Origin of the sequence: Desulfonatronum zhilinae (assembly GCF_900182865.1) — a bacterium.
In the GTDB taxonomy this organism is placed as follows: Bacteria; Desulfobacterota; Desulfovibrionia; order Desulfovibrionales; family Desulfonatronaceae; genus Desulfonatronum; species Desulfonatronum lacustre.
Genome location: NZ_FXUJ01000048.1, coordinates 1 through 7484 on the forward strand (window position 1 = coordinate 1; position 7484 = coordinate 7484).

Annotated in this window: 9 protein-coding genes; 1 reads left to right on the forward strand and 8 read right to left on the reverse strand. The window is 57.8% G+C overall.

The window, feature by feature from the left end; all coding sequences use genetic code 11:
- The 7 genes from AC559A_RS18370 to AC559A_RS18400 all read right to left on the reverse strand — a co-directional run.
- The coding region (locus tag AC559A_RS18370) for an NADH-quinone oxidoreductase subunit J family protein (RefSeq protein WP_498819151.1) at positions 1-201 on the reverse strand (201 nt) is incomplete at its 3' end.
- Positions 202-249: 48 nt separating this feature from the next.
- Positions 250-810, reverse strand: coding sequence for a 4Fe-4S binding protein (locus tag AC559A_RS18375; RefSeq protein ID WP_498819152.1), 561 nt, complete (start codon positions 808-810; stop codon positions 250-252).
- A 10-nt stretch (positions 811-820) separates the two neighbouring features.
- Positions 821-1798, reverse strand: a complete 978-nt coding sequence (gene nuoH / locus AC559A_RS18380; protein ID WP_498819153.1) for an NADH-quinone oxidoreductase subunit NuoH — start codon at positions 1796-1798, stop codon at positions 821-823.
- Positions 1799-1803: 5 nt separating this feature from the next.
- Positions 1804-2967 (reverse strand): NADH-quinone oxidoreductase subunit D, encoded by a 1164-nt coding sequence (locus AC559A_RS18385; protein ID WP_498819154.1) that lies wholly within the window; start codon positions 2965-2967, stop codon positions 1804-1806.
- 32 nt (positions 2968-2999) lie between these two features.
- Positions 3000-3521, reverse strand: a complete 522-nt coding sequence (locus AC559A_RS18390; protein ID WP_498819155.1) for an NADH-quinone oxidoreductase subunit C — start codon at positions 3519-3521, stop codon at positions 3000-3002.
- Positions 3518-4048: an NADH-quinone oxidoreductase subunit B gene (locus AC559A_RS18395; protein ID WP_498819156.1), complete on the reverse strand. Its 531-nt coding sequence runs from the start codon at positions 4046-4048 to the stop codon at positions 3518-3520. The genes AC559A_RS18390 and AC559A_RS18395 overlap by 4 nt, the downstream gene beginning before the upstream one ends.
- Entirely contained in the window at positions 4024-4404 is a 381-nt protein-coding gene (locus AC559A_RS18400; RefSeq protein ID WP_498819157.1) for an NADH-quinone oxidoreductase subunit A, read from the reverse strand. Before AC559A_RS18400 ends, AC559A_RS18395 begins: the two co-directional genes overlap by 25 nt.
- Positions 4405-4911: 507 nt before the next feature.
- On the opposite strand from AC559A_RS18400, the gene AC559A_RS18405 reads away from it, so the two are divergent.
- Entirely contained in the window at positions 4912-6996 is a 2085-nt protein-coding gene (locus AC559A_RS18405; protein WP_498819158.1) for a molybdopterin-dependent oxidoreductase, read from the forward strand.
- A 305-nt stretch (positions 6997-7301) separates the two neighbouring features.
- On the opposite strand, the gene AC559A_RS18410 is transcribed toward AC559A_RS18405, so the two are convergent.
- A partial coding sequence (locus tag AC559A_RS18410; protein ID WP_498819159.1) for a hypothetical protein occupies positions 7302-7484 on the reverse strand: 183 nt, incomplete at its 5' end.

A 7484-nucleotide genomic window follows, 5' to 3' on the forward strand; every position in this document is an offset into this window, starting at 1 on the left:
CACCGCGGCCACGTAGATCAGGATCTGCATCAGGGCCATGAACGGAGCGGCCATCAGCAGGTAGCAGCCCGCCACCCCGAACAGCGTCAGCACCAGGCCGACGAGAGCCCGGACCAGGTTGCGGCTGAACACCGCCAGCAAGCCGCCGAACAAAATGATCAGCACGTAAACGCCGAAAGCTGCATATGCCAGTGTTTGCATCAGGATGTCCTTCCATCATGCGATCTGAAGGTGAAGCGACGAACGGGGTCAGGAATTTTTAGCCTGGCCGCGAAGTCGGGTCAGCAGGTCGTATTCGAATTCCTGTTTCGTGAAACCGGCCAGATAGACGTCCTGGGAAAAACGCAGGGAGTCCACGGGGCAATTCTGGACACACAGGCCGCACAGGCTGCAATAGTTGTAGTCCAGGTGAAAGGTCGCCGGAGTGCGTTTGGACGGAGCACCGACATCTTCCGGAGGCGGAACCTTGAACGGGGTCAGCCGAAAAGCAGGATCCTGGCCCAAGGGATCCGGAACAGCCTGGGCCTTGGTCTTGGCCGAGGGCTGATCCTCTGGACAGGAGAGGGAGATGCAGTTCGACGGACAGCCTACCGCGCACTTGTAGCAGGAGATGCACTTGGGGGTTCCCGGGGCGTCCTCCCGACCTACCAGCTCGATATGTCCTCGATAGGTGGCCAGGTTCTGAACGGTCTTGCGGGGATAATGCACCGTGGATTGTTTTTGGAAAAAGGCATGTCCGGTGATTTTCAAACCGACCAACAGGCTCCAGAGCCCTTGGATCGCCTTGCGGATTTCTTGGAACATGGTCATCAGGTCACCATCAAAGTTTTACAAGAACGAGGGTCACGAGCAGGTTGACCAGAGCCAGGGGCAGGAGCCACTTCCAGCTTAGGTTCAGGAGCTGGTCGAAACGCACCCGGGGGTAGGTCCAGCGGAACCACATCATCACCAACAGCAGCAGGTAGACCTTGGCCAGGAACCACCAGACGCCCGAGGCCACGGGCCCGTGCCAGCCGCCCAGGAACAAGGCCGTGGCCACGGAGCAGACCACGATCATGTTCGCGTATTCGGCCAGGAAGAAGATGCCGAAGCCCATGCCCGAATATTCGGTATGAAAGCCTGCGGTCAGCTCGCTCTCCGCTTCGGGCAGGTCGAAGGGGGCCCGGTTGGTCTCGGCCAGGGCGCAGACAAAGTAGATGAAAAAGGCCATCGGCTGGACCATGATGTTCCACTGCCAGGGCCAGGCGCCCTGCCCGGAGACAATGGTCGACAGATTCAACGAGCCGTACTGGAAGGCGATGGCCAGCACGGCCAGCAGCAGCGGAATCTCATAGGCCACGGACTGGGCCACGGCCCGGGCCGCGCCCAGGAGGGACCACTTGTTCTCCGAACTCCATCCGGCCAGGCACAGGGCCAGGACGTTGATCCCGGCGAAGGCCAGAATCAGCAGCAGCCCCAGGTCCAGCTCCATGGCCGTGAGGATCGGGCTGAAGGGAATGGGCAGGAACAGAACGAAGACCGGGGCGAAGGAGATGATCGGCGCGGTCCAGAACAGCCATTTGTCCGCGCCCCGTGGGGTGATCAGCTGTTTGCCCACCAGCTTCAGGGCGTCGGCCAGGGGCTGGAGCAGGCCGTGGGGACCGACCTCGAAGGGCCCGGGCCGACGCTGGATATGCCCGGCGACTTTCCGTTCCAGATAGACCAGGACCAGGCCGTTGAGGCCCACGAACCCGGCCAGCAGGGCCAGGGCCAGAAAAATAGCAAACAGTTCAACGGGAATGCCAAAGGGAGGAGTCATGGGAATCACCTGTCGATTTCCGGGATGACCAGGTCAAGGCTGCCCAGAATGGACACGGCGTCCGACAGGAGCACACCCTTGGAGACCTCGGCGAAAAGGTGCAGGTTGGAAAAACTGGGGGCTCGCAACTTGACCCGGTACGGCTTGGGGCCGCCGTCGCTGACCACGTAGACTCCGACCTTGCCCCGGGCGCTTTCCACGGCGAAATAGGCCTCGCCGGGCGGCGGGGCCAGTTGCAGCGGGGCCTTGGGGTTCATCACCGGACCATCCGGGAGCTGCTCCAGGGCCTGTTCGATGATCCGGACGCTCTGCTCCATCTCGTGCATCCGAACCATGTAGCGGGCAAAGGCGTCGGTCTCGGAAAAAACCGGGATCTCGAAATCAAACCGGTCATAAACCGAATACGGCTCGACCCGGCGGACGTCGTACGGTTCGCCCGAGCCGCGGATGACCGGGCCGGTGGCCCCGTACCGCTGGATCACGTCCAGGGACATGTGCCCGATGTCCTCGGTCCGGTAGCGCAGGATCATGTTGTCCGTGACGAGATCCCGGAACAGGGGCAGGCGGGTCTTGAAGTGCGTACAGAATCGTTGGAGCTGGTCGATGAATTCCGGCGTGATGTCGTTGCTCACGCCGCCGATGCGGTAGTAGCAGTAGGTCAGGCGGGAGCCGGTGACGATCTGGAGCATGTCCATGATCTCTTCCCGGTCCGCGAAGGCGTACATGATCGGGGTGAATGCGCCCAGATCCAGCAGGTACGCGCCCCACCAGAGCAGGTGGGAGTTGATCCGGTTCAGCTCGCAGGTGATCACCCGGATGAACTCGGCCCGCTCCGGAACCTCCAGGCCGATCAATCGCTCCACGGCCCCCACGTAGCCCCAGTTCCAGGCCAGGGCGTGGAGGTAATCCACCCGGCCCATGTTGGGCAGGTACTGCTGCCAGGTCTTCACCTCGCCCATCTTCTCCTGCATCCGATGGATGTAGCCCAGGACGGGTTCGGCTCGGCGGACGTATTCGCCTTCCAGTTCAACGATGATCCGCAGCACGCCGTGAGTGGAGGGGTGCTGCGGGCCCATGTTCAGGATCAGATTGCCTTCCCTGGCCTCGGTCTGGAAAGACCGGGTGTAGAAGTCACCGTCCTGCTGATGGAGCTGGGTGTCAAAAAGCATGCGTACCTCGTTTCGATCCGTTGAGAACGATGTCAGGCGGTTTCCGTCCGGGTTGCGCTGAGGAAACGATCTTGAACCCCGGCGGAGGCGGGAACGACCTGCTCCAAGGGCATGATCGCGGTCAGAGGCTTGCGCTGGGCCGACTTCTTGAGCAGCGGACGCAATTCCATTTCCGGGGGGAGGAGCAACGGGTCCAGGTTGGGATGGTCGGTGAATAAGACGCCGAAAAAATCGCGACATTCCCGTTCGTGCCAGTCCGCGCCGGAATGAATCCCAGCCAGGGAGGGGACCCGTGAGTCATCGTGGGAAATCCGGACGCGCAGAACGATCCGGAGAGGGGTTTTCCAGGAGCAGAACAGATAACTCAGAAAAAAACCTTCCTGAACATCCAGGGCGGTCAGGAAGTCGAGAAAGAGGCCGCTGTCTTTCAGGACTTGGGCAGCCTTGAGCAACGAATCCGGCAAGATGAGCACGGATACGGTTTTTCCCACGCCCCAGGCCGAGGTTTCGGCGATGGCCAACGGATCGCAATGCTTCAGCCAGTCCAGGTTCATGTCGTGGCCTCCTGAGGCAGGGGCCACCAGCGGCGACCGGTGACCTTTTCCTGGAGTTTGAAAATTCCTTCCAACAGGCCTTCGGGACGGGGCGGACAGCCGGGAACGAAAACGTCCACGGGAACGAGTTTGTCCACACCCTCGACGATGGCGTACTGATCCTCATAGGCGAAAGGGCCGCCGGAAATTGCGCAGTTGCCCATGGCGATGACCCATTTGGGCGAGGGCATCTGCTCGTAGAGTCGAACCAGGGCCGGAGCCATTTTCAGGGACACGGTCCCGGCCACGATCATCAGGTCGGACTGACGCGGCGAAGGACGAAAGACCTCCGCACCATAACGGGCAACGTCGAAGCGGGCCATGCCCACGGCCATCATTTCAATGGCGCAGCAGGCCAGGCCGAAGGTCATGGGCCAGAAGGACATGGAGCGGCACAGATCCACGACCTTGTTCGGCAATGCGAAGTTCAGCAGCGGTGGATCCTGGTCCAGCGCCGCCGGTCTTAAAGAGAAACCCGTCTCGGCCATGTAAAGACTCCTTTCCGCCAGAAGTAGAACACGGAGATGCCCAGGATGAAGAGGAAGATAAACAACTTGACCAGAGGCAACCAGCCGTCGCTGTGCGGGTAGAAGGTTGCAACGGGGAACAGGTACAGGATGTCCACTTCGAACGCTAAAAAGATCAGGGCATAGAAATAGTAGTTGACCCCGAACCTGGTCCATGCGGAACCGTGGGGCGGCAAACCGCATTCGTAGGGCATGTGCAAATCGCCGCCTTTATATCGGGGTGCAATGAGGCGGGATACAAGCAAGGGAACAGCTGCGAACAGTATTCCGGCAACAAGAAAGAGCAACAAAGCAAAATGAAACCAGTTAAAAACCATGATGAGCCTTTTTAATAAATAATTAAGGTGGTTTTTAAGAAAATAAATTTAAAATTTTATAGTCCAGATATATTCAGCGTCAAGATATTATGCAGTTAAAAAAGAGCGTCATATTTTATAATGTGGAAGTTTTCATTTTTTGTTTATGAAACAAAAAAATAAAAGAACATAATAAATTTAATAAATGTGTAGATATGATATAAATATGTAGACAAATGCAAACAATGTTAAAGCATTGATAATTTGAAAAGTTTGTTGTTTTTGAAGTAAGCAGTGTTAAGCATATTTTGGAAATCGGTGTCAAGGGGGTATTCGTTTTGTGAAAAAAATACTTTAGTTTGTTTTGAAAAACCATATTGCGTTGGCAAGTCAACTTGTGATATTATTAATTTGTACTTAAATAGTACGAAATATTTTTTGATTTATTGTCCATTGTTACGTCTGTTACGTCGCACCGTTCCGGGTGCAAGGGCTCATGGGATTATAAAAATAGTCAGGGAGGAACGAATGGCCAAGGAAAAAGTTTTCAGTGTTTGCGGGATGTGCACGGTGCGCTGTCCCATCCAGGTGGACGTGGAGGACGGCGAGTGTACGTACATCCAGGGAAATCCCCACGCGCCGGGCTTGCAGGGAGCGTTGTGCGCCCGGGGCGGAGCGGGGCTGGCCTTGCTCAACGACTCCGAGCGACCGCAGTTTCCCATGATCCGGCAAGGCGAGCGTGGCGAGGGCAAGTGGAAACGGGTGACGTGGGACGAGGCCCTGGATTACGTCGCCGAAAAGATCAAGGCGGTGACGGACGCTCACGGCGGGAAGGGCGTGCTCTGGAGCGACCGGGGCGGACCGTTCATCGATCTGCACCAAGCCTTCATGCGCGGCCTGGGCTCCCCCAACTACTGCAACCACGATTCAGCCTGCGCCCGCAACGTGCAGCACGCGGCCCAATCCGTGTTCGGCTTCGGTCGCAAGGCCGTGGTCTACGATTACAAGAACGCTAAGCATATCGTGCTCCAGACCCGGAATTTGTTCGAGGCCATCAATGTCAAGGAAGTCAACGACACCATGGACGCCTTGGATAACGGCTGCAAACTCACGGTCATCGACATCCGTGGGACTGTTTCCGCAAGCAAAGCCACCCGGTTTTTCATGGTTCGGCCCGGCACGGACTATGCGTTCAACCTGTCGGTTATTCACGAAATTTTGAACAAACAGCTCTTCGATGCGGAGTACGCCTCCCGATTCATCCAAGATCTGGACGCGCTTCGGGCGTTCACCGCCCAGTACACTCCGGAATGGGCCGAGACCGAAACCGGGGTGTCGGCCAAGGAACTGCGCGTCTTTGTCCGGGAACTGGCCGCGGCCGGCTCGTCCGTGATCTGGCATCCCGGCTGGATGAACGCCCGCTATTCGGATTCCTTCTACATGTCTCGCACGGCCTACATCATCAACGCCCTGTTGGGCTCCATCGGAGCCAAGGGTGGGCTGCCCATCGCCGCCACGCCCAAGGATGTCGATCGCAAAGGCTTGAAAAAGCTGGTCGACCTCTATCCAAAACCCGAAGAAAAGCGCGCGGACGGAGTGGGCTGGAAATACCCGCATTTCGACGCCGGTCCCGGACTGCTGCATCTGGCCTTCAAGGCCATCGAGTCCGAGGAGCCCTACCCGGTCAAGGCCTACATCGCCTATCGCCACGACCCGCTGATGGCCTACCCCGACCCCGAGGCCTTGAAAAAGGTCTTTGACAAGCTGGATCTGATGGTTTCCGTGACCTTTAGCTGGTCGGACACGGCTTGGTATTCGGACGTGGTTCTGCCGCTGTCCACCTACCTGGAGCGGGAAAGCATCCTGGCCGGAAAGGGTGGTCTGAAGCCGTCCATGTTCGTCCGGCATCGCGCTGTTGCGCCACGTTTCGAAACCAAGGCGGACTGGGAAATCCTGTGCGGACTGGCCAGGCGTTTGGGCATGGACAAGCTGGCCTTCGACTCCATCGAAGACATCTGGGCCTATCAACTGGACGGAACCGGAGTGAAGATCGAGGACTTCCAGGCCAAGGGCTCGGTCTCCTTGGCCGACAAGCCCAAGTACTTCACCCCGGACGAGTACGCCTTCAAGACGCCGTCCAGAAAAATCGAGATGATCAACCAGAAATGGGAAAAACAGGGCCTGCCCTCGCTCAAGCCCTACGTCAGCCCGGAAAAGCCGGGTGACGGCCAGTTCCGGATCACCTTTGGCCGCTGCGGGGTGCATACCCAGGGCCATACCGTGAACAACGCGATCCTGGCCGGCCAGATGTCGGAGAACGTGCTCTGGATGAACGACGAGACGGCCAAGGCCATGGGCATCGCCGACGGCCAGACCGTGGAAGTTGCGGCCAACGGCTATTCCGGAAAGATCAAGACCTTTTTGACCGAGTTCATTCACCCCGAAGCCGTGTTCATGGTCCACGGGTTCGGGCATACCCTCCCGGTGGAAAGCCGGGCCAAAGGCAAGGGCGTGGCGGACCACATGCTGATGCCCGGCGGCATTGAAAAATGGGATCCGGCCGGCGGGGCCATCGCCATGCAGGAACATTTCGTCACGGTGCGCAAGGTTTGAGCAGCTGATCAGCGTCTAAGCGCGGAGATGAATGAAAAACAAAACGGCGGCCTACATCCAGTAGGCCGCCGTTTTGTTTTTCATATTGTCCTGAAAAGAGCGTCGGCGGAGTCGCCCGATAAATCATCGACGCACGCGCTGTCACGGGGCGGGTGTTGCTTTTCCTTGCCACGGCTGAAATGATCTCGCTTGTCCTGAACGACAAAGATTGTTTTTTCTACTCAGCATATTTCGCGCTTGGCAGTACCCAGGCGCTGGATTCCAGCCTTCGTGGGAATGACGTGTTTTTCAATGCCGTCTCTAAATCAGTCATACCCGCGAAGGCGGGTATCCAGTGCCGGAATGAGGCTTTGCCCAGGATGTGCTGAATAGTTTCCATAAATGGCTCTTCCGCAGAATTTATGGGTTTGGCTTTGCGATGATTTTTCTATTTGAGCACATAGTCGAGGGCTGGCGTGGCGCTTGCGAGCGAGACCCCAAAAGTCTCG

Excerpts from the sequence above, each read along its gene's own strand:
- AC559A_RS18375 (WP_498819152.1), bottom strand. The coding sequence starts at position 810 with ATGACCATGTTCCAAGAAATCCGCAAGGCGATCCAAGGGCTCTGGAGC.
- nuoH (WP_498819153.1), bottom strand. The coding sequence starts at position 1,798 with ATGACTCCTCCCTTTGGCATTCCCGTTGAACTGTTTGCTATTTTTCTG.
- AC559A_RS18385 (WP_498819154.1), bottom strand. The coding sequence starts at position 2,967 with ATGCTTTTTGACACCCAGCTCCATCAGCAGGACGGTGACTTCTACACC.
- AC559A_RS18390 (WP_498819155.1), bottom strand. The coding sequence starts at position 3,521 with ATGAACCTGGACTGGCTGAAGCATTGCGATCCGTTGGCCATCGCCGAA.
- AC559A_RS18395 (WP_498819156.1), bottom strand. The coding sequence starts at position 4,048 with ATGGCCGAGACGGGTTTCTCTTTAAGACCGGCGGCGCTGGACCAGGAT.
- AC559A_RS18400 (WP_498819157.1), bottom strand. The coding sequence starts at position 4,404 with ATGGTTTTTAACTGGTTTCATTTTGCTTTGTTGCTCTTTCTTGTTGCC.
- AC559A_RS18405 (WP_498819158.1), top strand. The coding sequence starts at position 4,912 with ATGGCCAAGGAAAAAGTTTTCAGTGTTTGCGGGATGTGCACGGTGCGC.